A 20,957-nucleotide genomic window follows, 5' to 3' on the forward strand; every position below is an offset into this window, starting at 1 on the left:
TCAGAACACTGCGGTGACCTTTCGCGCCGTGCCGTCGAGGGTCACCTCCCCGCCGTAGGGCAGGATCCACTGCGGGCGCGTGTGCCCGAAGGGCAGGCCGACGCAGACCACGGCATCCGGGTTGTACCGCTCGACCGTCTCGAGCACGACATCGCGCTGAGCGGCGCGCAGCGCGGCCTTCTCGCGTGCCGTGGGCAGCACCTCGAACGAGCTCACCGCGGGGCGCGCGAACAGCACCCCGGCGACGGCTCCCAGCAGTCCCCGCTCGCCGTAGGCGCGCAGCTGCTCGGCGACATCATGCGCCGGCGTGAGCCGCTCGCTGGTCTCGAGCATCAGAATCGTGCCGGCGAGCTCGTCGTTCGAGGGCATCCGGTCGGCGAGCGCGAGCTGATTCACCACCTCGAGGCAGCCGCCCCAGGTGCGCCCGGTCACAGCGGCGGAGGGCCCTGCCCACGTCCACGGCTCGGTCGGCTCGCGGTCGCCGTACTCGGTCAGAGCAGCCGGGTCGTCCCAGTGCCGCCCGATGTCCTCCGACTCCCCCGGCTCGGTGATCTCGACTCGACCGCCGTCGAGCAGTGCGGCGCGCAGCGCGCGCAGGTGGATGTCGTCGACCGCGGGCCCGGGCCCCAGATGCACCTGAGTGGACCCGCCGTAGAAGCCGGCGACGCCGTGCCGCCACAGCCAGTTCAGGATGTTCGTGTTGTCGCTGTACCCGAGGAAGGGCTTCGGGTCGGCGACGGCGAGCGCCGCGTCGAGGTGCGGCGTCACGAGGATCTGGTCGCTGCCGCCGATGGTGGCGATGATCGCCCGGATGCCCGGATCGGCGAGTGCCGCGTTCACATCGGCCGCCCGCGCGGCGGGGCTCGCATCGAGCTGCCGGGTCGTCGCGTACTCCACCGGCACGAGTCCGGTCACCTCACGCAGGCGCCGCATCGCCTGCTCGTGCACCTCGGGGCCCGCGGCGGGAGCGGCGAACGCGGGCGAGAGCACCGCGATGCGGTCTCCTGGCTGCAGCTTCGGGGGGATCAGCATCCCTCCATCCTCGCCCGCTCCGCGAGTCAACAGCACACGCATAACCCGCGCGGCGCAGAATGGATCGGCCCCCATTCCCGAAGAAGGTCTCCATGTCTCGCACGGCGCCGTCACGCCGACGCGGACGACGCGCACAGCCGGACGGTCCGCGCGCCACGTTCCGCCAGCTCCTCCCCTTCCTGTTCGAGCACAAGAAGGTGCTCGCCGTCGTCGCGGTGCTCAGCATCGTCGGCGCGGCAGCCTCGCTCGTGCAGCCGCTGCTCGTCGGCCAGGTCATCGCGCGGGTTCAGGCGGCCCAGCCGCTCGGCGGCCTGGTGTGGCTGCTGATCGGTTTCGTGATCGTGGCCTCCGTCATCTCCGGCTACCAGCACTACCTGCTGCAGCGCACCGGAACCGCCGTGGTGCACTCGAGCCGCCGCAAGCTGATCGCCCGCATCCTGCATCTGCCGATCAGCGAGTTCGACGCACGCCGCACCGGCGACCTCGTCTCGCGGGTCGGCACCGACACCACCCTGCTCTACGCGGTTCTCACTCAGGGGCTGGCGGATGCCGTCGGCGGGGCGATCCTCTTCATCGGCGCGCTCATCGCGATGCTGATCATCGATCCGCTGCTGCTGGTGCTGATCGTTCTCGTGATCGGCGTCTCGGTGGTCGTGGTCGTGCTGCTCTCCGGGCGCATCCGCGCCGCATCGGCCGCGCAGCAGCAGAAGGTCGGCGAGCTGGCATCCGGAGTCGAACGAGGCATCTCGTCGATCCGCACCGTGCGCGCCTCCGGCGCGACCGAGCGCGAGACGGCGGCGGTCGAGGCCCTCGCCGGAGAGGCGTACGGCCTCGGCGTGCGCATCGCGAAGATCTCGTCGATGGTCGTCCCCGTCGCCGGCGTCGCGCTGCAGCTGTCACTGCTGGTCGTGCTCGGCGTCGGCGGGTTCCGCGTGGCATCCGGCGCCCTCACGATCGCCGCCCTCGTGACGTTCATCATGTTCCTGTTCATGCTGGTGATGCCCCTCGGCCAGGCGTTCGGCGCCATCACCTCGGTCAACCAGGCCCTCGGCGCCCTCGGGCGCATCCAGGAGGTGCTCGACCTGCCGACCGAGACGCAGCACGACGAGCCGGATGCCGCGGCCACCTCCGCCGCGGTGGTCGGAGCGCCTGCGATCGAGTTCCGCGATGTGCGCTTCCGCTATCCCGACGCCGTCATCGCCGCCCGCGAGGCGGCGGCCAGGGAGGCGCAGACCCTGCTGGTCGACGCGCACCTCGAGACCCCGTCGGAGGTCGCGACCGAGATCGATCGCGACGTGCTCAAGGGCGTCTCGTTCGCGGTTCCCCGCGGTGCGCGCGTCGCCCTGGTCGGGCCGAGCGGCGCCGGCAAGAGCACGATCCTCTCGCTCATCGAGCGCTTCTACGACCCCACCGGCGGGTCGATCCGTCTCGCCGGACACGATGTGCGCACCTATCCGCGCGAGCAGCTGCGCGCCCAGTTCGGCTACGTCGAGCAGGACGCGCCGACGCTGGCCGGCACGCTCGGCGAGAACCTGCGGCTCGCCGCTCCGGATGCCACGGATGCCGACTGCGAGCGCGCGCTGCGCTCGGTGAACCTCGGAGATGTGCTCGAGCGCAGCCCGCTGGGGCTCGAGGCGCCGGTCGGCGAGGACGGCGTGATGCTCTCGGGAGGTGAGCGGCAGCGGCTCGCCATCGCACGCGCCCTGCTGACCGAGGCTCCGATCCTGCTGCTCGACGAATCGACGTCGTCCCTCGACGGCGTCAACGAGCAGCGCATGCGCGAGGCGATCGACGCGGCAGCCGCCGACCGGACCCTGCTGGTGATCGCCCACCGCCTGTCGACCGTGGTCGACAGCGACCTCATCGTGGTGCTGCAGGGCGGCCTGGTGGTCGGGCAGGGCACGCACGCCGAGCTGATCGAGTCGACGCCGCTGTACCGCGACCTGGCTCGGCACCAGCTGCTGGTCTGACGCGGTCCGCTCGCCGTCAGCGCCCGAGCACGTCGACCTGCACGCCGTCCTTGCCCGCGTGCTTGGCACGGTACATCGCGGCATCGGCCGCGGCGACCGCCCTCTCAGCCGACGGAGGCTCGACTCCCTCCGCCGCATGCCAGTGCACCGCGCCCACGCTCGCCGACAGGGGCGACCCGGTCGCTGCGCCATCCAGCGGCTCCCGCACAACGTTGCGCACCCGCTCCGCGAACCGCGCCGTCTCGTCGTCGTCCATTCCCGTCGCCGCGATGAGGAACTCGTCGCCGCCGAGCCGCGCGACCGTGTCGCCCGCACGGCACACCCGCTGCAGCCGGCCCGCGACGATGCGCAGCACCTCGTCGCCGACACCGTGCCCGAGCCGATCGTTGATGTCCTTGAACCCGTCGAGGTCGAGGAAGAGCACCGCGCTCGGCTCACCCGTGCGCTCCGACTCGGCGAGCATGCGCTGCAGCCGCTGCTCGAAGAGCACGCGGTTCGGCAGTCCGGTCAGGCTGTCGTGCAGGGCATGATGCTGCAGTTGATCGCGCAGGCGCAGGTGATCCACGACGCGCTCCGCCTGCGCGGCCAGCGCGCGCAGCGTCTCGAGCTCGTCCGGCTCGAGGGAGCGCGCCCTGCGGAACCAGCAGTGGATCTCGCCGAGCACGACCGTGCTGTCCGTCGCCGCGCGGACGATCGGCGTGGTGACGAGCGCCTCGATCCCGGCGGTGCGAAGTGCGGCAGCGTCCTGAGGCACGGCACGGTCGATCTCCGCCATGTCACGGCAGACCATCTGCTGATCGGACGCCGCCGGTCGCGCATCCAGCACGATCCCGCCTGGGGTGCTTCCCCATTCGCGCACGGCGGTCTGCGCCGACGCGGAGGTGTCGACCAGGCGCAGGGCCGTCCACGCTGCGGCCGTCGCTCGGCTCGCCGCGTCGACGAGGGTGCGCCCGAGGTCGTCGAGGCCGTGCGCGACGGCGAGAGCACTCGTCGCATCCTGCAGAAGCGCCAGGCGGCGGTGGGAGATCTCCGCCTCTCGCCGCGCCGTCACCAGCTCCTTCTCGAACGCCGCACGCGCGGTCGTCTCCACCGCAGCGACGTACGCGACGTCCCGACCGTCGTCGGCGCGCCGCAGCTCGGCGTTCACCAGGGCGGTGCGACGTCGCCCCGCCTGGTCGCGGATCTCGAGCATGACTTCGCGCAGCCGTCCGGTCTCGAGAAGCCGGGGCATCACCTGCGTCTCGTACAGCATGCGCGAACCCGGCGTCAGCCACTCGACGATGTTGCGCCCTCGCAGGCCCGTCGCGCCGTCGCCGCCCGGGTCGTCGAGCCACACGCGCATCCCCGTGTTGTGCTCGAGCACGGTTCCGTCGACGCCCAGCACGAACACAGCGATCGGACTGTGCTCGAGCAGGTGGTACGAGCCGGTCGCGCCGGCGCGACTCACAGCGCGCGTCTGATCTGCTCTGCGACCAGCGCGGGGTCGGTGAGATGCACGAAGTGACCGGCGGAGTCGAGCTGCACCAGCTCGCTGCCGGCGATGCGCTGCTTCAGGTACCCGCCGATGTGCGGCGGGCAGATGATGTCGCCCACCGACTGCACGAGGGTGGTCGGCACCGTGATCTCGCTCAGCCGGTGTCGCGTGTCGCTGAAGAACACCACGCGCGCGAAGTGCGTGGCGACCCGGTGCGCGGTGTTCGCGTACAGGTCGCGGACCCTCTCGCTGACCTCGGGCAGGTCCTCGCGCGCCGTCACGGCAGGTGCCAGCGATGCCGCCCAGCCGGGCTGATTCGTCTCGATCGCGGCGAGCAGCTCGAGCACGTCGTCGCGTTCGAATCCGCCGATGTACTCGCCGTCGTTCAGGTAGCGCGGCGACGGGCAGATCATGATCAGGCGGGAGAACAGGTCGGGGCGACGGATCGAGGCCAGCGCGCCGATCATGCCGCTGACCGAGTGGCCGACGAAGACGACCGGCTCACCGCCCGCCGCCTCGATCACATCGATGAGGTCGTCGGCGTAGCCCTCGAGCGAGTCGTAGCGCTGCTCGTCGTACGCCGAGATGTCGGAACCCCCGGAGCCGACGTAGTCGAAGAGCACGATGCGGTGGTCGTCCGAGAAGCGCTCGGCCACGGCCCGCCAGGTCGACTGGTCGGTGCCGTAGCCATGCCCGAAGACGATCGTCGGCGCATCCGTCCGTCCGGTAACCGTGACCGCGTTGCGTCGGATGACGTCGTCGTCCGCGCGGTCCGCGCGGGACGCGTGGGCGAGAGAATGGGCGCTGGTCTCCATCACAGATCCTCCTCGGAGCTCACGCCCGAGACTACCGAAGAAGTGCGAACGCGTCGTCAGCGGGCGGCGTTCAGCCGGTAGCGCAGCGCCTCCAGCTCGCTGCGCAGGGCCGACGGCAGCGCGTCGCCGAACATCGCGTAGAACTCCTCGGTCGAGTCGGCCTCCGCCGTCCAGGCGTCGATGTCGACCTCGAAGAGCTCGTCGAGGTCGGCGTCGGTGATCTCGAGACCGTCCAGGTTGAGGTCCTCACGCTTCGGCAGCCGCCCGATGGGGCTGTCGACGACGTCGACCTCCCCCGAGATGCGGCGGATGATCCAGTCGATCACGCGGGAGTTGTCGCCGAACCCAGGCCACAGGAAGCGGCCGTCCTCGCCGCGGCGGAACCAGTTCACCTGGAAGATGCGCGGCGCGCGGTCGAAGCGCAGCCGGCCGCCGACCCGCAGCCAGTGCGCGAAGTAGTCGCCCATGTTGTACCCGCAGAACGGCAGCATGGCGAACGGGTCGCGGCGCAGCTCGCCGAGTTCCCCCTCGGCCGCCGCGGTGCGCTCGGACGAGATGGTCGAGCCGATGAAGACGCCATGACTCCAGTCGGTGGCCTCGACGACGAGTGGCACGTTCGTCGCGCGGCGCCCGCCGAACAGGATCGCATCCAGCGGCACGCCCTCCGGGTCCTCCCAGTCCTCTGCGATCTGCGGGCACTGCGCGGCGGAGACGGTGAAGCGCGAGTTGGGGTGCGCGGCCGGTTCTGCGCTGTCCGGGGTCCAGGGCCTGCCCTGCCAGTCGATGAGGTTCGCCGGCGGCGTGTCGGTGAGACCCTCCCACCACACGTCGCCGTCGGGACGCAGCGCGACGTTGGTGAAGATCGTGTTGCCCCAGAGCGTCTCCACCGCCGTGACGTTGGTCGACTCGCCGGTGCCCGGCGCGACGCCGAAGAAGCCGGCCTCGGGGTTCATCGCGTACATGCGTCCGTCCTCGCCCGGGCGGATCCACACGATGTCATCGCCCAGCGTGTCGACGCTCCAGCCGGGGATGGTGGGGCGCAGCATGGCCAGGTTGGTCTTGCCGCACGCCGACGGGAACGCCGCGGCGATGTGGTGGGCGCGGCCCTTCGGGTCGGTGACACGGATGAGCAGCATGTGCTCGGCGAGCCAGCCCTCGTCGCGGGCGATCACCGACGCGATGCGCAGCGCGAAGCACTTCTTGGCCAGGATGGCGTTGCCGCCGTAGCCCGAGCCGTACGAGTAGACCTCCAGCGTCTCGGGGAAGTGCACGATGTACTTCTCGTCGTTGCAGGGCCATTCGACATCGGCCTGACCGGGTGCGAGCGGAGCGCCGACCGAGTGCACGGTCTTGACCCACGGCGCACCCTCCGCGATCCGGCGGGTGACGGCGTCGCCGACGCGGGTCATGATGCCGATGGATGCAACCGCGTAGGCGCTGTCGGTGACCTGGACGCCGATGTGCGAGAGCCGGCCTCCGACAGGGCCCATCGAGAAGGGCACGACGTACATGGTGCGTCCGCGCATGGACCCTTCGAACAGCCCGTCGAGCGTCTCGCGCATCTCAGCGGGGTCGGCCCAGTTGTTCGTCGGGCCTGCGTCGCGCTCGCGCTCGGATGCGATGAACGTGCGCCCCTCGGTGCGCGCCACGTCACTGGGATGCGAGCGGGCGAGGTAGGACCCGGGGCGCCATTCGGGATTGAGCTTGATGAGCTTGCCCTCGTCGACCAGCTCACGCAGGAGCGCGTCGTTCTCGGCGCGGGATCCGTCGACCCAGTGCACCCGCTCGGGCTGGGTGAGCGCGGCGATGCCGTCGACCCAGGCGCGCAGCTCGGCCATGGCCGGGGTGTCGTACCCGGGCACGTCTCCCGACCTCCGCGTCCCTGCCAGGGAGTCGGGGCGAGTGGTGAACGTGTCGGCGAGTGCCATCTGAGCTCCTTCAAGCGAGTGAGTTGCTTCCATCTTGCGCGAGGTTTCGGTTAGTTTGCGGTCGCGGAGGATTGAAAGAAGCTGTAATTTTTCGGATAGGATCAAGGAATGGCGACGAGCAGCGGACTTGAACTCAGCACCCTCGGGCATCGCATCCGGCACCACCGCACGGCGAGGAATCTCACGCTGGACGATCTCGGCGCGAAGGTCGGCATCGCGGGCTCGCAGCTGAGCCTGATCGAGAACGGCAAGCGCGAGCCGAAGTTGTCGCTGCTGCAGTCGATCGCCGAGGCCTGCGGCACCGACGTCGCCGACCTCATCTCCGGAGAGCCGCCGAACCGTCGCGCCGCGCTCGAGATCGAGCTGGAGCGCGCCCAGTCCAGCCCGATCTTCCGCCAGCTGGGCATCGCCGCCGTCCGGGTGTCGAAGACCATGAGCGACGAGACGATCGAGGCGATCCTGGGCCTGCACCGCGAGCTGCACCGCCGTGAGACCGAGGCGATCGCCACTCCGGAGGAGGCGCGCCGCGCCAACACCGAGATGCGCCTGACGATGCGCGCCCGCGACAACTACCTGCCCGAGATCGAGGCTCTCGCCGAGAAGCATCTGAAGGCGGCAGGGCATGTCTCCGGTGCCCTGACGCACCGCACCGTCACCCTGATGGCGGCGAAGCTGGGCTTCGAGCTGATCTACGCCGACGACCTGCCGCACTCCACCCGGTCGATCACCGACCTCGAGCACGGCCGCATCTACCTGCCGCCGGCGTCGATCCCCGGCGGTCACGGCCTGCGCTCGATGGCGCTGCAGGCCATGGCGCACCGGATCCTGGGGCACACTCCCCCCACCGACTACGCCGACTTCCTGCAGCAGCGGCTCGAGATCAACTACTTCGCCGCGTGCTGCTTGATTCCCGAGACGGCGGGCGTGGCATTCCTGCAGCAGGCGAAGAAGGACCGCAACCTCGCCGTGGAGGACTTCCGCGATGCGTTCGGTGTCACGCACGAGGCTGCCGGGATGCGCATGACGAACCTCATGACGCACCACCTCGACATGCGCCTGCACTTCCTGCGGGTCGACGAGAACGGTGCGATCACACGCGTCTACGAGAACGACGACCTGCCGCTGCCGATGGACGTCACCGGGGCGGTCGAGGGCCAGCCGGCATGCCGACGGTTCGGGGCGCGCGCCGCCTTCGAGCAGCGCAACCGCACCACCGAGCACTACCAGTACACCGACACCCCGTCGGGCACGTTCTGGTGCGCCACGCAGACCGGGTCATCGACCGACGGCGGCTTCTCGGTCACGGTCGGCGTGCCCTTCGACGACGCGCGCTGGTGGCGCGGGCGCGAGACGCAGCACCGTGCGCAGTCGACCTGCCCGGACGAGTCGTGCTGCCGCAGGGCAGCCCCGACCGTCTCCCAGCGCTGGGAGGGGCGCGCCTGGCCGAGCGCCCGCGTGCACACGCACATGTTCCGCCCTCTGCCGCGCGGCGCCTTCCCCGGTGTCGACGACAGCGAGGTGTACTCCTTCCTCGACCGGCACGCCGGCGAGTAAGCGAGGCGGGTCAGTCGCCGACGAACCGCGCGAAGCGCGTGAGGGCGGATGCCGCGGCCGCGTCGTCCGCGCTGCTGTCGAACAGCTCCGCCGGCGCGCCGCGGGCGGCGTCCGCGTGCGACCAGACGCCCACGATCCGGCCGCTCTCGACGATGGTCGGGCGCACCATGCCGTTCTTACCGGGCCCCACCGCGTCGAGAAGATCCGGATCGCAGACCCGGGTGCGGTCGGCGTACGAGATGTAGTACTCGTCAAACGACGGCAGCGCGAAGGCGGTCGTGTCGTCGAGGCTGCGTCGCGGTGCCTGCCGAGCAGCGAACAGCCCCTCGTCGACCTCGCGCACTCGGTCGTCGGCGCGCTCGGCCGCCTGTCGCGCGGCGCCGAGGGTCAGGCCCGACCACCACGCGAAATCGCGCACGCTCGCCGGGCCGTGACCGTCGATGTAGCGCACGAACAGCTCGGCGAGCGGGTCGTCGGGCCGCGCAGACTCGCTGATCCAGCCGTCCGCGGCGACGAAGCGCTGCTCGCGTGAGACGACGCCGGGGCCGGTGCGCTGGATCGGGCCCTGGCAGAGCAGGCCGGCGACGCAGAGAGCGAAGAGCAGGTGGATGCCGCGCTGCCCGCCCGGCTCGATGCCCGCCGCCCGCCACAGCGCGAATGCCTCGGCTCTCGTGCATCCGCCGTCTCGAGCCGACGGGCCGACCACGCGCCAGGCGACGTCCAGCACGGCGTCGTCGATGCCGAGTGCGCGATGCCGGCCGGCGGCCTGCTGCTGCTGACGCGCGGCGGTCACCGACAGCACCCAGGCGAGATCGCGTGCGGGGATGATGTGCAGAGTGCCGCGCTGCGTCCACGCGCGCACCAGCTGCCCGCTCTCGAACGCCGCGTCGACGGCATCTACCGTCGGCGAGCCCTTCGTGCGCGCGCCGAGCGCCCACCGGCCCGCCAGCAGGTCCTGGCTCTGCACCGCGAGCATGTGCCTCGCCGTGTCGACGACCGTCGCCGCCGGCGCGGTCAGCCGATGCGAGCGCAGGCGTGCAGCGAGAAGGCCGCGGGGGTCCATGTGTCCATGATCCCCGCGGCCTCCGACACGCGCCGGACTCGTCAGGCGTGCAGCGTCACCTCGCGACGCGCGGGCAGCACCACGGGGTGCGTTCCGGCCATCACCTCGAGCACCCGCACCACCTGGCACGAGTAGCCGTACTCGTTGTCGTACCAGACGTAGAGCACCACGTCGCGGTCGTTCGCGATGGTCGCGAGGCCGTCGACGATGCCCGCGCGGTGCGAGCCGACGAAGTCGGTCGAGACGACCTCGGGGCTCTCGACGAAGTCGATCTGCTGACGCAGCTTGGAGTGCAGCGATGCGCGGCGCAGGTAGTCGTTGAGCTCGTCCTTCGTGGCCGGGTTCTCGAGCGTCAGGTGCAGCACCGCCAGCGACACGTCGGGGGTGGGCACGCGGATGGCCGAGCCGGTCAGCTTGCCGGCGAGCTGCGGCAGCGCGCGGGATACGGCCTTCGCCGCGCCCGTCTCGGTGATGACCATGTTCAGCACCGCCGAGCGGCCGCGGCGGTCGCCCTTGTGGAAGTTGTCGATGAGGTTCTGGTCGTTGGTGAACGAGTGCACCGTCTCGACGTGCCCGCGCACGATGCCGTACGCCTCATCCATCGCGGCGAGCACCGGGGTGATGGCGTTGGTCGTGCACGACGCGGCGGAGAGGATGCGATCGCCCGACTCGATGGTGGAGTCGTTGATGCCGTGCACGATGTTCTTCAGCTCGCCCTTGCCGGGGGCGGTGAGCAGCACGCGCGCGGCGCCCTTCGACTGCAGGTGGCGGCTGAGTCCCTCCTCGTCGCGCCAGCGCCCGGTGTTGTCGACGATGATCGCGTCGTGGATGCCGTACGCGGTGTAGTCGACGGTGGCGGGGTCGTCGGAGTAGATCACCTGGATGCGGTTGCCGTTGGCGATGATCTGCGAGTTCTCCTCGTCAACCGTGACCGTGCCGGCGAAGCGGCCGTGCACCGAGTCGCGCAGCAGCAGCGAGGCGCGCTTGACGATGTCGTTGTCGGAGCCGCGGCGCACCACGATCGCGCGCAGGCGCAGGCCGCTGCCGCCCCCGGTGTGCGCGATGATGATGCGGGCCAGCAGCCGGCCGATGCGGCCGAAGCCGTACAGCACCACGTCGACGGGTTCGGAGAGCTCGGCGCCGAGGGCGGGCGCGAGCACGCTGCGCAGGTACGCGTCGAGGTCGCCGCCGGTCTCGGCGTGCCCCTCGATGAGACGCGCGACGTCCAGCGAGGAGGCGCCGGGAGCGAGCTCTCGCAGGGCCTCGAGCACCGCGAGCGTGTCGGTGAGGGCGATCTGGCGATGTCCCAGCTGAGCCACGCGCTCGTGCACCTCGAGGATGCCCGTGGTCGAGAGCCCCAGCAGACGGTGACCGTGCAGCGACGTCACGACATCGCGCTCCCGGTTGAGTCCGCCGATGAGCGGGATCATCCGCTCTGCCAGCTCTTCCTTGACCTTCCAATCGTCGCGGTGTGTCACGACATCGTCCATGTGCGTCCTTGCATGCTTCTCGAGCGCCGTCGGGTCGGGCGCTGCGGTGAATGAGGGAGGCGGGTCCGCCTCATCCAGGCTAGAGCGCGGCGCCCGGTGCGACAGGACGATTCGGGTGTGCAGAACTCGACAGACTGTCTCTGAGCCATGAAACCGGATTCTTAACGCCGGGCGGCCTAGGCTCGATCCATGACCGAGCTGCATGACCTGAGCGCGATCGAGCAGCTCGCCGGGCTGCGGGACGGGTCGTTCTCTCCGTCCGAACTCGTCGCCCACTACCTGGTTCGCATCGCTCGGTGCGACGGACAGGTCGGCGCATTCGTCGAGGTCACCGGCGATTCCGCGCGCGCTCGCGCGGCCGCCCTGACCGGCACCGAGCCGATGGGTGCCCTGTGGGGGCTGCCCTTCGCCGACAAGGATCTCGTCGCGCGCGCAGGCGTGCCGATGCGCTCGGGTTCGCGGCTTCACCGCGATCACGTTCCGACGACGACCGCGGATCAGGCGGCGGTGCTCGACGAGGCGGGCGGAATCAGCCTCGGCAAGACCAGCACACCGGAGTTCGGGCTGACCGGGTACACCGAGACGCTGGTCGGTCCGCCGGCCCGCGATCCTTGGAATCCCGCCAACGGCGCGGGCGGCTCCAGCGGCGGCGCCGCGGCGGCCGTGGCCGCTGGCCTGCTCCCGCTCGCACCGGGATCCGACGGCGGCGGCTCGATCCGCATCCCGGCGGCGACGGTGGGCGTGGTCGGGATCAAGCCGTCTCGCGGGCGCGTGCCGTTCGCCTCGGGCCTCGACAGCCCGGGCGGGCTGCCGGTGGCCGGGCCGATCGCGCGTTCGGTGGCGGATGCCGCGCTGCTGCTCGATGTGCAGTGCGCCGGACGGCCGGACCGGTTCGCGACGCGCGCTCCCGGGTCGGGGCCGTTCCTCTCGGCCGCGACGACGCCCCCCTCGCCCGCCCGGATCGGCGTGACCACGGTCTCCCCGTGGGACGACGCCGACGACATCCGTCTCGATGCCGAGGCTGCTCGCGCTGTCGACGTCGCCGCGGCGCTGCTCTCGGATGCCGGTCACGGCGTCGACGGATTTCCGTGGCATCCGCGCGGCTACGCCGAGCTGTTCACCACCCTCTGGCGCACGAGCGCTGCCCGGATGACACTCACCGACGAGGAGCTGGAGCTCGTCGAGCCGATCACCGCCTGGCTCGTGCGCGAGGGACGCCGGCTGACCGGATCAGAGGTGCTGCAGGCTCTCGCTGCGGCATCGGTGTTCGAGCAGGAGACGATCGCGGCGTTCGACCCGTTCGACGCCGTGCTCACTCCCGCACTGGCACTGCCGCCGCAGCGGATCGGCTGGTTCGACCGCGACGACCCGGTGCGCGGGTTCTCGCAGCAGGTCCGCTATGCCCCGTACAGCAGCTTCGTCAACGTGGCGGGTCTTCCCGCGATCGTCGTCCCGGTCACGATCGACGCGTCGGGGCATCCGGTCAGCGTGCAGCTGATCGGTCGGCCGGGCGGCGAGGCGGCGATCGTCTCGCTCGCCGCGAGCCTGGAGGCTCTCGCGGGGCCGATGCCGCAGCCTGCCATCTGGCATCGATGAGTCGGCCTACGCTGGGCGTATGCCCACCACCCTTCACGCCCGCGCCGTCCTGCTCGACATGGACGGTACCCTCGTCGACTCGACGGCGGTCGTCGAGCGACTCTGGCTGGAGTGGGCGAAGCCGCACGGGCTCGACCCGGCCGTCGTGCTGCAGACCGTGCACGGCCGGCAGGGGCACCAGAGCATGGCGATCATGCTCCCCGACCGCGACCACGCTATCAACCTGCGCGAGAACGACGAGATGCTCGCCCGCGAAAGCGGCGATGTCGAGGGCGTGGTCGAGATCGCCGGCGCCGCGGCGTTCCTCGCCGCCCTCCGTGATCTGCCGCACGCGATCGTCACCTCCGCGAACGTGCCGCTGATGACGGCGCGGATGCAGGCGGCCGGGCTCACCGTTCCCGCCCTCGCGATCACCGCCGAGAGCGTCACAGACTCGAAGCCGCACCCCGAGGGGTTCCTCACGGCCGCGGCGCAGCTGGGCATCGCCCCGGCTGACTGCGTGGTCTTCGAGGACTCCGAGGCCGGCGTGCAGGCGGGGCTCGCCGCTGGGATGCGCGTGATGGGCGTGGGCGCTCACGCGGCCTTGCACGGAGCGACCCATGTGGTACCCGACCTGACGCAGGTGAGGGTGAGGGCCGACGACGACGGGTTCGAGATCAGCTTTCCCGGCTGAAGTCCTCGAAGATCAGGGTGGTGCGTGTCGAGCGGATCGACGGGATCGCCTGGATGTCCTCCAGCACGATGCGACGCAGGTCACGGGCATCGCTCGCACGCACGAGCAGGATCACGTCGAAGTCGCCGCCCACGAGAGCCATGTGCTCGACCTCGGGGATGGCGCGCAGCCGGGTCTGCACCTCCTGCCAGCTCGCCTGCTCGATGGCGAGCATCACGTAGGCGGAGGCGTGGTGTCCGAGCTGCACCGGGTCGGTGCGCACCGTGTACCCCGCGATGACGCCGGACTCGGTGAGTCGCCTGATGCGGGCGTGCGCACCCGCGCGCGAGATGTGCACGCTCTCGGCGATGTGGGTCATCGACGCCCGCGCATCGCGGCGCAGCTCGGCGAGGATCGCGTGATCCGTGGCATCCAGCTCGGCCATATCAGGCCCTTTCGTTTCGTCAGAGCATCCTGACACTTTGACTGTTGCAGGCGCAAGAGCCGCGCATTCGTTCAGTGATCCACGTCATCGGTTGGACGACTGACGAGACAGCGGCATGCTGAGGGAACCAAGTTCGGCAAGGAAGGCGAACCGGCCATGCGAGACGAGCTGCTCCCCCGCGACACCCCCGTGTGTCTGATCGACCCGCGCGGAGAGGCGGTCGATGACCCCCACTACCGCGCGCCCGACATCGAGCGCCTGCGCACCGCCTACCGCGCGCTCGTCGAGGGCAGGCGCATCAACGATCAGGCCAGCGCGCTCGTGCGTCAGGGCCGACTCGCGGTCTACCCGTCGTCGCACGGGCAGGAGGCGTGTCAGGTGGCCGCGGCTCTCGCGCTCGACGAAGGCGACTGGCTCTTCCCCACCTACCGCGACGCCGTCGCGATCATCGGTCGCGGCGTCGCTCCGGCGGATGCCATGGTGCTGCTCGCCGGCGACTGGCACGGCGGGTACGATCCCGCCGAGCATCACGTGGCGCCTCAGGCGACGCCGCTGGCCACTCAGCTCCTGCACGCCGTCGGCTTCGCGCAGGCCGCTCGGCACCGCGGCGAGAGCACCGTGGTGCTGGCGCTGGGCGGCGACGGCGCGACCAGCGAGGGCGATTTCCACGAGGCGATGAACTTCGCCGCCGTGTTCCACGCCCCCGTGGTCTTCTTCGTGCAGAACAACGAGTTCGCCATCTCGGTGCCGCTCTCGCGCCAGAGCGCCGCGCCGTCGCTCGCGCACAAGGCGATCGGGTACGGGATGCCAGGGCAGCGCGTCGACGGCAACGACGTGGCGGCCGTGCTCGCGGTGCTCGGCGAGGCGGTCGAGCGCGCCCGCTCGGGCGGTGGACCGTCGCTCGTCGAGGCGCACACCTACCGCATGCAGGCGCACACCAACGCCGACGACGACACGCGCTACCGCGAGCGCGACGAGGTGCAGGCGTGGATCGAGCGCGATCCGCTGACCCGGCTGCGCGCACACCTCGCCGCCCGGGGCGCGCTGTCAGATGATGACGAGCAGCGCATCGCGGCGGGCGCCGAGAGCATCGCCGCCGAGCTGCGCGCGGCGCTGAACACCGAAGCCGACCTCGACCCCGAGGATCTGTTCCGCTTCGTCACCGCCCAGCGGTCGCTGCAGCTCGAGGAGCAGTGGCGGATGCTGCAGGGCGAGATCGAACGGGATGCCCTGGCCGAGACAGGAGGACGAGCATGACCCTTCGCCAGGCTCAGGACACCGGCCTCGCACCCGCGCGAGCCACGACCGACGGCGATGCATCCGGTTTCCACGCGCCCGATCATGTCGTCGGCACCATGACCATGGCCGGCGCTCTCAACCGTGCACTCGCCGACGCGATCCAGGAAGACCCCGCTGTGGTCGTCTACGGCGAGGACGTCGGCGCGCTGGGCGGCGTCTTCCGCATCACCGACGGTCTCGCCGAGCGCTTCGGCGACGACCGCTGCTTCGACACCCCGCTCGCCGAGGCCGGCATCGTCGGCACCGCGGTCGGCATGGCCATGAACGGCATGCGTCCCGTCGTCGAGATGCAGTTCGACGCCTTCGCTCTGCCGGCGTTCGAGCAGATCGTCAGCCAGGTCGCGAAGTTCGGCAATCGCACTCGGGGCGCCACCCGGATGCCGCTGGTCATCCGCATCCCGTTCGGCGGGGGCATCGGCGGTGTCGAGCACCACTGCGATTCGTCCGAGGCGTACTACGCGCACACGCCCGGTCTCACCGTCGTCTCGCCGTCCACCCCGCAGGACGCGTACTCGCTGCTGCGCGCGGCGATCGCCTCCCCCGACCCGGTCATCTTCCTCGAGCCCAAGAAGCTGTACTGGACGAAGGGCGAGGTCGACACCTCGGTCACGGCGGAGCTCGGCACGGCGCGCGTCGCGCGCGAAGGGGACGACGTGACCGTCATCGCCTACGCCGCGATGGTTCCCGTGGCTCTCGAGGCCGCCGAGATCGCGGCGCAGGAGGGCCGCAGCGTGCAGGTCATCGATGTGCGCTCGCTGTCGCCGTTCGACGACGAGGCGGTGACTGCCGCGGTGCGCCGCACCGGTCGTGCGGTGGTCGTCGCCGAGGCGCCGGGCTACGTCAGCGTCGCGAGCGAGATCCAGGCTCGCGTGTTCGAGCGCTGCTTCGAGCACCTCGAGGCGCCGGTGCGTCGGGTCACCGGGTTCGACACCCCGTTCGCGCCGCCGAAGTTCGAGCACTGGTACCTGCCGGATGCGGATCGGGTGCTGGATGCCATCGATTCGCTCTACCCGGATGACGAGGAGGGTGCGCGATGAGCACCGCGACATCACAGGTGTTCCGCCTGCCCGATCTCGGCGAGGGTCTCACCGAGGCGGGCCTGGTGCAGTGGCTCGTGGCGGTGGGCGACACGATCACGACCGATCAGGCAATCGCCGAGGTCGAGACGGCGAAGAGCGTCGTCGAGCTGCCCTCGCCGTTCGCCGGCGTCGTCACGGCGCTGCACGGAGAGGCAGGCGACGTGCTGCAGGTCGGCGCGCCGGTGCTGGAGGTGGCGGATGCCGCTCCCCCGGCCGACTCGCAGCCGGCCGAGACCACCGAGAAGGACGCCTATCGCACCGAGGAGCGCGCCGGCTCGGGCAACGTGCTGATCGGCTACGGCACCACCGAGCGCACGGCATCCGGACGCCGCCGCCCCCGGGCATCCGACACCCTCCGCCTCTCCCTCACCCCCAACCCCACCCCTTCTTCGCCGAGAGCACGGGACCTCGCCGAGCGCACGGCTCCTGCACGCGAACACCCCGTGCACTCGCCGACGTCCCGTGCTGTCGACGCAGGGCAGCAGCGCACGGTCGCGGTGCGCTCCCCGATCGTGCGGCGACTGGCGCGCGACCTCGGGGTGGATGTGCGCAGCATCGAGGCGACCGGTGCCGACGGCGCCGTCACCCGGGCCGACGTGCTGCGTGCGGCGAACGCGCTCGAGGGCGTTCAGACCCAGGCATCACCTGCCACCGGCGAGACGGTCGACGGCCTCGGCGTCGCGTCCCGCGAGCGGCTCTCGCCGATGCGCAAGGCGATCAGCGCCACGCTGAGCCGCAGCCGCGCCGAGATCCCCGAGGCGACGGTGTGGGTCGATGTCGACGCGACCGAGCTGTGGGATGCACGCTCGCACATGGCGCCGAAGGGCGGGAAGGCCCCGTCGCTCACCGCCCTCGTCGCACGGTTCACCCTGATGGCCCTGGCGGAGCATCCGCTGCTCGCGTCACGTCTCAGCGACGACGCGTCGGAGATCGTGAGCTTCGACGGCGTGAACCTGGGCGTCGCCGCCGACACCCCGCGCGGCCTGATGGTGCCCGTCGTCACCCGGGCACACGAGCTGAGCGTCGACGAGCTCGACGCCCAGCTGCGCGAGCTCGCCGAAACGGCGCGAGCGGGACGGATGCCCGCCGACCGACTGCGCGGATCGACCTTCACCCTCAACAACTACGGCAGCCTCGGGGTCGACGGGTCGGCTGCGATCATCAACCATCCCGAGGTCGCGATCCTCGGCATCGGGCGCATGATCGAACGGCCCTGGGTCGTCGAGGGGCAGATCGTCGCACGGCGCATCACCCAGCTGTCGCTGGTGTTCGATCACCGCGTCTGCGACGGCGGCTACGCCGCCGGGTTCCTGCGCCGCGTGGCCGAGCTGATCGAGCATCCGCTGCGGGCGTTCGGCAGCCTCTGAGCCGGCACCGCCGGGGTCAGCGCGCGAGTGCGTCTGCTGCCACCGCGCGCGCCTCGGCTGCCGTCGCCGCGCCCGCGGCCGCCTCAGCGGCCGCGCGGCACTGCTCGGGCGTCACCGCGGCGAGCGCCGCCGCCACCCGCCCGAGCGCTCGCGGCGCCATCGACAGGCTGGTGACTCCGAGGCCCACGAGCACGGGCGCGATCGCCGGGTCTGCGGCAGCCTCGCCGCACACTCCGACCGATCGGTCCGTCACACGCCCGGCCGAGCCGACCATGCCGATCAGACGCAGCACCGCCGGCTGCCACGCGTCGTTCAGATCGCCCAGCTCACCGAGGAGCCGGTCTGCGGCGAGCGTGTACTGGGCCAGGTCGTTAGTGCCGAGACTGACGAAATCGACGACGTCAAGCACCTCGGCCGCGAGGATGGCCGCCGACGGCGTCTCGATCATCACGCCCGCCCGCTCGAGGCCGGCGGCCCGGGCACGCGCCGCGAAGTCGCGCGCCTCGTCGACGGTGGCGACCATCGGCGCCATGACGTCCACGCGCACGGATTCGGCTGACGCAGCCTCGGCCAGCGCGCGCAGCTGGTCATCGAGCAGGGCGGGGTTCCGGCGAGCGAGGCGAAGGCCCCGCACGCCGAGCGCCGGATTCGGCTCGTCGTCCGCGTTGGCGAACGGCAGCGGCTTGTCGCTGCCGGCGTCGAGCGTGCGCACGACCACGCGGCGCCCGGCGAAGGCCGAGAGGACCCCGCGGTAGGCCGTCACCTGCCCGGCTATCGTGGGGGCGTCGACGCGGTCGAGGAAGCAGAACTCGGTGCGGAACAGCCCGACGCCCTCGGCGCCTGCGGCCGCTGCCGCCTCGGCGTCGCTCGCGCCGCCGACGTTGGCGAGCAGCGTCACCGGCGTCCCGTCGGCGAGCCGGCCCCGCCCGTCGAACGGGGCGATGACCGCCGCGTGCCTCGCCGCCTCGATTCGCTGCGCATCCGGGTCGATCTCGACCGTGCCGCGATCGCCGTCGACGAGCACCACCGCACCGTCGGGGATGCGGGACGCCTCTGCGACGCCCACGACCGCGGGCAGCCCCAGCGCTCGGGCGATGATCGCGGTGTGCGAGGTCGGCCCACCCTGCTCGGTGACGAGCGCCACGCAGGCGCCGCCCGCGAGCGCCGCGGTGTCGGCCGGGGCCAGATCGTGCGCGGCGAGCACGAACGGGTCGTCGCGGCGGGGCACGCCGGGAATGTCGAGCCCGAGCAGTTCGGCGACGATGCGATCGCGGACGTCACGCACGTCGGCGCCCCGCTCGGCCGTTCGTCCACCCAGCGACTGCAGCGCCTGCTGCTGTGACGACGCGACCTCCCACACTGCCCGCGCGGCGCTGCGGCCGGTGCGGCGGACGAGGGCCGACGCCTGGGCGATCAGCTCGGGATCGGCGGCGAGCAGGCGCGAGGCATCCAGGATGGCGCGCGCCTGCCCGGTCGCGGCGGAGGCACGAGCTGCCAGATCGTCGGCGACGGCGGTGGCGGCCTGCCGGACGCGGGATGCCTCGGCCTCCCGATCCGCGTCGGCGACCACCACGGCGGAGTCGGGCTCGGTCAGCGGGGGCGCGAGGACGACGACGGATGCCGCGGCGACACCGGCGCTGACGCCGCGACCGCGCAGCACCGTCCCCGGCGTGACGGGCGGGGCGGGTTCTGCTGCAGCTGCGGGCCGGGCGGGTTCGGGCTGGACAGGTGCCGGCTGCGGCGGGGCGGGCTCCGCCCCGGGGGCCTGATCACCCTCGACGCCCTCGCCGAATCCGTCATCGAAGAGCGCCGCGAGAGCGGCCAGCACCGCCTCCTCCGGCGCCGAGAGCTCGACCTCGTCTCCCTGGTGCGCGCCGAGCACGAGCAGACTGCTCAGGCTCCCCGCGGCGGCCTCGGGCCCGTCGGGCAGTCGGCGCAGGCGCACGTCGGCCCCGCCCGCCGTCGTGGCTATCAGCGCGGCGGGGCGGGCATGGATGCCGAGCGGGTTGCGCACGCGCACCGTCCGGGTGACGCGAGGCGCCTCGGTCGGCTCCGGGGCGGGAGACACAGGCGCGCCCGCCACGGACTCCGCGTCGTCCTGCAGCTGAGCGGTCTTCGCAGCGAGCGCCGCCATGGTCTCCTGCGCGACGGAGTCGAGTGATCCGCCGGCGGCCGCCGCGACCACCGCCGCCAGCAGCCCCTCGACGAAGGGAGCGGGCGCCAGCCGCACCGGCGCGTCGCTCGAGCGCAGCTCGAGGGCGAGTTCGGCGCTCATCACCGCAGAGCCGAGATCCATGAGCACGAGCACGCCGTCGCACTCGGCGGCCAGCTCGTCGATCGCGGAGGCCACGGCCATGGCATCCGTCCCGAGGATCGGCGTGCCGTCGCCGTCGGTGCCCGCCCCCGCAGCCACGCGCACCGGCGCGCCGCCATGCACCATCTGCAGGGCGAGCTCCAGAGCCGCCTCTCCGAGTCGGGCGCTGTGGGAGACGGCGACGACGCCGATCATCCGTCGGCGCCGCGCGCCGCCGCGGCGAGCGTCTCGAACAGGATCGCCGACGATGCCGCGCCGGGGTCGAGGTGGCCGGCGCTGCGGTCGCCGAGGTAGCTCGCCCGGCCCTTGCGGGCGACGAGCGGCACGGTCGCGTCGCGCCCGGCGGCGGCCGCCTCGGCCGCGGCAGACAGCGCCGCACTCAGGTCGGACCCGTCGGCGAGGGCCGAGTCCAGCGCGTCGACGGCGGGCGCCAGCGCGTCGTACATCGTCTTGTCTCCCGCCTCGGGCTTGCCGCGCGCCACGACGCCGTCCACTCCGGCGCGCAGCGCCCCCGCGAGGCCCGCGGCATCGAGCGACGACACAGCCCCCGCGGTCATGCCCATGCGCAGGAAGAACGTGCCGTACAAGGGTCCGCTCGCACCGCCGACCGAGCTGACCAGTGTCATCCCGACGCCCTTGAGCAGCTCGTCGATCGTCTCGGGCACAGCGGCGCCGAGCTTGTCGACGACCGCGGTCATGCCGCGGGCCATGTTGGCACCGTGGTCGGCGTCGCCGATGGCGGAGTCGAGCTCGGTCAGCCAGTCGCGCTTGTCGTTCATGGCGGCGGCGAAGCGCGAGATCCAGTCGTGCAGGCCGGCGGTGTCGATCGTCGAGGTCATGCGTGCTCCTGAGGGCGGGTCGGTCGGGTGTCGGTGTCAG

At 71.7% G+C, this 20,957-nt stretch carries 16 protein-coding genes; 7 read left to right on the forward strand and 9 right to left on the reverse strand.

The window, feature by feature from the left end:
- Positions 1–1,032 carry an LD-carboxypeptidase gene (locus V2S04_RS05500; RefSeq protein WP_413637438.1) on the reverse strand — a complete coding sequence of 344 codons (1,032 nt, stop codon included), beginning with the start codon at positions 1,030–1,032 and terminating at the stop codon, positions 1–3.
- 92 nt (positions 1,033–1,124) lie between these two features.
- Here V2S04_RS05500 and V2S04_RS05505 point away from each other — a divergent pair, with 92 nt between their 5' ends.
- Complete coding sequence (locus V2S04_RS05505; RefSeq protein WP_413637440.1) at positions 1,125–3,002, forward strand: ABC transporter ATP-binding protein; 1,878 nt, start codon at positions 1,125–1,127, stop codon at positions 3,000–3,002.
- A 16-nt stretch (positions 3,003–3,018) separates the two neighbouring features.
- On the opposite strand, the gene V2S04_RS05510 is transcribed toward V2S04_RS05505, so the two are convergent.
- The 3 genes from V2S04_RS05510 to V2S04_RS05520 are packed head-to-tail and all read right to left on the reverse strand — an operon-like array spanning position 3,019 to position 7,219.
- On the reverse strand, positions 3,019–4,449 hold the full coding sequence (locus V2S04_RS05510) for a diguanylate cyclase domain-containing protein (RefSeq protein ID WP_413637442.1): 1,431 nt from the start codon (positions 4,447–4,449) through the stop codon (positions 3,019–3,021).
- A complete protein-coding gene (locus V2S04_RS05515; protein WP_413637443.1) occupies positions 4,446–5,291 on the reverse strand; it encodes an alpha/beta fold hydrolase in 846 nt (281 codons plus the stop codon). Before V2S04_RS05515 ends, V2S04_RS05510 begins: the two co-directional genes overlap by 4 nt.
- 56 nt (positions 5,292–5,347) lie before the next feature.
- Positions 5,348–7,219 carry a phosphoenolpyruvate carboxykinase (GTP) gene (locus V2S04_RS05520; RefSeq protein WP_413637444.1) on the reverse strand — a complete coding sequence of 624 codons (1,872 nt, stop codon included), beginning with the start codon at positions 7,217–7,219 and terminating at the stop codon, positions 5,348–5,350.
- 108 nt (positions 7,220–7,327) lie between these two features.
- On the opposite strand from V2S04_RS05520, the gene V2S04_RS05525 reads away from it, so the two are divergent.
- Positions 7,328–8,773, forward strand: a complete 1,446-nt coding sequence (locus V2S04_RS05525) for a helix-turn-helix domain-containing protein (protein ID WP_099196646.1) — start codon at positions 7,328–7,330, stop codon at positions 8,771–8,773.
- Positions 8,774–8,783: 10 nt separating this feature from the next.
- Here V2S04_RS05525 and V2S04_RS05530 read toward each other — a convergent pair whose 3' ends face one another.
- Positions 8,784–9,836, reverse strand: a complete 1,053-nt coding sequence (locus V2S04_RS05530) for a winged helix DNA-binding domain-containing protein (RefSeq protein ID WP_413637445.1) — start codon at positions 9,834–9,836, stop codon at positions 8,784–8,786.
- Between the two features lie 41 nt (positions 9,837–9,877).
- On the reverse strand, positions 9,878–11,326 hold the full coding sequence (locus V2S04_RS05535; protein ID WP_413637446.1) for a glyceraldehyde-3-phosphate dehydrogenase: 1,449 nt from the start codon (positions 11,324–11,326) through the stop codon (positions 9,878–9,880).
- 189 nt (positions 11,327–11,515) lie between these two features.
- On the opposite strand from V2S04_RS05535, the gene V2S04_RS05540 reads away from it, so the two are divergent.
- Both V2S04_RS05540 and V2S04_RS05545 read left to right on the forward strand, forming a co-directional pair.
- Positions 11,516–12,922, forward strand: coding sequence for an amidase (locus tag V2S04_RS05540; protein ID WP_413637447.1), 1,407 nt, complete (start codon positions 11,516–11,518; stop codon positions 12,920–12,922).
- Positions 12,923–12,941: 19 nt separating this feature from the next.
- Complete coding sequence (locus V2S04_RS05545) at positions 12,942–13,595, forward strand: HAD-IA family hydrolase (protein ID WP_413637449.1); 654 nt, start codon at positions 12,942–12,944, stop codon at positions 13,593–13,595.
- On the opposite strand, the gene V2S04_RS05550 is transcribed toward V2S04_RS05545, so the two are convergent.
- Positions 13,579–14,019, reverse strand: a complete 441-nt coding sequence (locus V2S04_RS05550; RefSeq protein ID WP_413637451.1) for an Lrp/AsnC family transcriptional regulator — start codon at positions 14,017–14,019, stop codon at positions 13,579–13,581. The two genes, V2S04_RS05545 and V2S04_RS05550, sit on opposite strands and share 17 nt — an antisense overlap.
- 156 nt (positions 14,020–14,175) lie before the next feature.
- Between V2S04_RS05550 and pdhA the strand changes: the two genes are divergently transcribed.
- Genes pdhA through V2S04_RS05565 form a run of 3 tightly spaced genes read left to right on the forward strand, consistent with a single transcriptional unit; the run spans position 14,176 to position 17,764 of the window.
- Positions 14,176–15,276, forward strand: coding sequence for a pyruvate dehydrogenase (acetyl-transferring) E1 component subunit alpha (gene pdhA / locus V2S04_RS05555; RefSeq protein ID WP_413637452.1), 1,101 nt, complete (start codon positions 14,176–14,178; stop codon positions 15,274–15,276).
- Positions 15,273–16,355, forward strand: a complete 1,083-nt coding sequence (locus V2S04_RS05560; protein WP_413637453.1) for an alpha-ketoacid dehydrogenase subunit beta — start codon at positions 15,273–15,275, stop codon at positions 16,353–16,355. The genes pdhA and V2S04_RS05560 overlap by 4 nt, the downstream gene beginning before the upstream one ends.
- On the forward strand, positions 16,352–17,764 hold the full coding sequence (locus tag V2S04_RS05565) for a dihydrolipoamide acetyltransferase family protein (protein ID WP_413637454.1): 1,413 nt from the start codon (positions 16,352–16,354) through the stop codon (positions 17,762–17,764). Before V2S04_RS05560 ends, V2S04_RS05565 begins: the two co-directional genes overlap by 4 nt.
- A 16-nt stretch (positions 17,765–17,780) precedes the next feature.
- On the opposite strand, the gene ptsP is transcribed toward V2S04_RS05565, so the two are convergent.
- Together ptsP and dhaL are read right to left on the reverse strand one after the other, a co-directional pair.
- Positions 17,781–20,273 carry a phosphoenolpyruvate--protein phosphotransferase gene (gene ptsP / locus V2S04_RS05570; protein ID WP_413637455.1) on the reverse strand — a complete coding sequence of 831 codons (2,493 nt, stop codon included), beginning with the start codon at positions 20,271–20,273 and terminating at the stop codon, positions 17,781–17,783.
- Positions 20,270–20,917: a dihydroxyacetone kinase subunit DhaL gene (gene dhaL, locus V2S04_RS05575; RefSeq protein ID WP_413637456.1), complete on the reverse strand. Its 648-nt coding sequence runs from the start codon at positions 20,915–20,917 to the stop codon at positions 20,270–20,272. The genes ptsP and dhaL overlap by 4 nt, the downstream gene beginning before the upstream one ends.
- Positions 20,918–20,957 lie beyond the last annotated feature (40 nt).

Source organism: Microbacterium sp. OR21 (assembly GCF_047306785.1).
Classification (GTDB): Bacteria; Actinomycetota; Actinomycetes; order Actinomycetales; family Microbacteriaceae; genus Microbacterium; species Microbacterium esteraromaticum_E.

Bases quoted from the DNA above. Each gene is read 5' to 3' on its own strand.
- V2S04_RS05560 (WP_413637453.1), top strand. From the start codon at position 15,273: ATGACCCTTCGCCAGGCTCAGGACACCGGCCTCGCACCCGCGCGAGCC.
- V2S04_RS05520 (WP_413637444.1), bottom strand. From the start codon at position 7,219: ATGGCACTCGCCGACACGTTCACCACTCGCCCCGACTCCCTGGCAGGG.
- V2S04_RS05535 (WP_413637446.1), bottom strand. From the start codon at position 11,326: ATGGACGATGTCGTGACACACCGCGACGATTGGAAGGTCAAGGAAGAG.
- V2S04_RS05540 (WP_413637447.1), top strand. From the start codon at position 11,516: ATGACCGAGCTGCATGACCTGAGCGCGATCGAGCAGCTCGCCGGGCTG.
- pdhA (WP_413637452.1), top strand. From the start codon at position 14,176: ATGCGAGACGAGCTGCTCCCCCGCGACACCCCCGTGTGTCTGATCGAC.
- V2S04_RS05500 (WP_413637438.1), bottom strand. From the start codon at position 1,032: ATGCTGATCCCCCCGAAGCTGCAGCCAGGAGACCGCATCGCGGTGCTC.
- V2S04_RS05550 (WP_413637451.1), bottom strand. From the start codon at position 14,019: ATGGCCGAGCTGGATGCCACGGATCACGCGATCCTCGCCGAGCTGCGC.
- V2S04_RS05530 (WP_413637445.1), bottom strand. From the start codon at position 9,836: ATGGACCCCCGCGGCCTTCTCGCTGCACGCCTGCGCTCGCATCGGCTG.
- V2S04_RS05525 (WP_099196646.1), top strand. From the start codon at position 7,328: ATGGCGACGAGCAGCGGACTTGAACTCAGCACCCTCGGGCATCGCATC.
- V2S04_RS05545 (WP_413637449.1), top strand. From the start codon at position 12,942: ATGCCCACCACCCTTCACGCCCGCGCCGTCCTGCTCGACATGGACGGT.
- ptsP (WP_413637455.1), bottom strand. From the start codon at position 20,273: ATGATCGGCGTCGTCGCCGTCTCCCACAGCGCCCGACTCGGAGAGGCG.
- dhaL (WP_413637456.1), bottom strand. From the start codon at position 20,917: ATGACCTCGACGATCGACACCGCCGGCCTGCACGACTGGATCTCGCGC.
- V2S04_RS05515 (WP_413637443.1), bottom strand. From the start codon at position 5,291: ATGGAGACCAGCGCCCATTCTCTCGCCCACGCGTCCCGCGCGGACCGC.
- V2S04_RS05505 (WP_413637440.1), top strand. From the start codon at position 1,125: ATGTCTCGCACGGCGCCGTCACGCCGACGCGGACGACGCGCACAGCCG.
- V2S04_RS05565 (WP_413637454.1), top strand. From the start codon at position 16,352: ATGAGCACCGCGACATCACAGGTGTTCCGCCTGCCCGATCTCGGCGAG.